Source organism: Vibrio sp. R-1 (genome assembly GCF_035615595.1).
In the GTDB taxonomy this organism is placed as follows: Bacteria; Pseudomonadota; Gammaproteobacteria; order Enterobacterales; family Vibrionaceae; genus Vibrio; species Vibrio cholerae.
The window spans coordinates 1-763 of record NZ_WPDC01000251.1 but is presented as its reverse complement, the minus strand read 5'-3'; the positions used below and the strand labels follow the sequence as shown (position 1 = coordinate 763).

Genomic DNA, 763 nt, shown 5'->3' with positions numbered 1-763 from the left:
CAATGAGCTGAAATGGTTTCGGTTGTTGTGGTTGAGTTTAGTGTAATGCGTTGTCAGCCCCTTAGGCGGGCGTTAGAGGATGGTAAAGTTTGATACAACAAGAACATACAGATTATTTATCACATAGCCATTTTGAGTCAGCGTTCTTTTTCGCTGAAATGGCAAATAAAATTGAATGTGCCAGTTCTAAAGATAAGTATTTTCAACGTGTTGCGCATGATTCATTTGTAATGAATGCAATTATATCTTCTGTATGTGCGCTCGAAGCACATATAAATGAGTTTTCTCACTTAACACTTGCAGAGCTACCAAATAGTACTTTAGCGAAATTCGATGTTACTAGTTTCGAAAAGCAGTCAATTATAGATAAGTACAGTATCATTTTGGATTTACTGAAAAAAGAACCATTTGATAAATCAATTGAGCCATATCAGAGTGTAGATCTTCTAATTAAATTAAGGAATGCTCTAGTACATTATAAGCCATTTATTCAGCCAATAGAGATCAATTATGTTGGTAATGTAAAACCTATTAAGTTAGTTAAACAACTTAAAGGGAAATTTAATCTTAATCCTCTTGTTGCTGATTGGGCCCCGTTATGGACAGGAAAAATACTTAGTGCCGGGTGTGCGAATTGGGCAGCAGAGAGTGCATTAAATTTTATATTTATGTTTTCAAATAAGTTTGGAGACACAAGCCGAGAGAGTTTTTCATACAATCAGGTTAGAAAATTTGCAAACTCAGCTCATTGGGAAAATATCCT

General features: G+C 34.9%; 1 protein-coding gene. It reads left to right on the top strand.

Annotated features, from left to right (window positions below; all coding sequences use genetic code 11):
• Window positions 1-89 precede the first annotated feature (89 nt).
• Window positions 90-763, top strand: a 674-nt coding sequence (locus GOU96_RS17925; RefSeq protein WP_095482532.1) for a hypothetical protein, incomplete at its 3' end; no start/stop codon positions are given.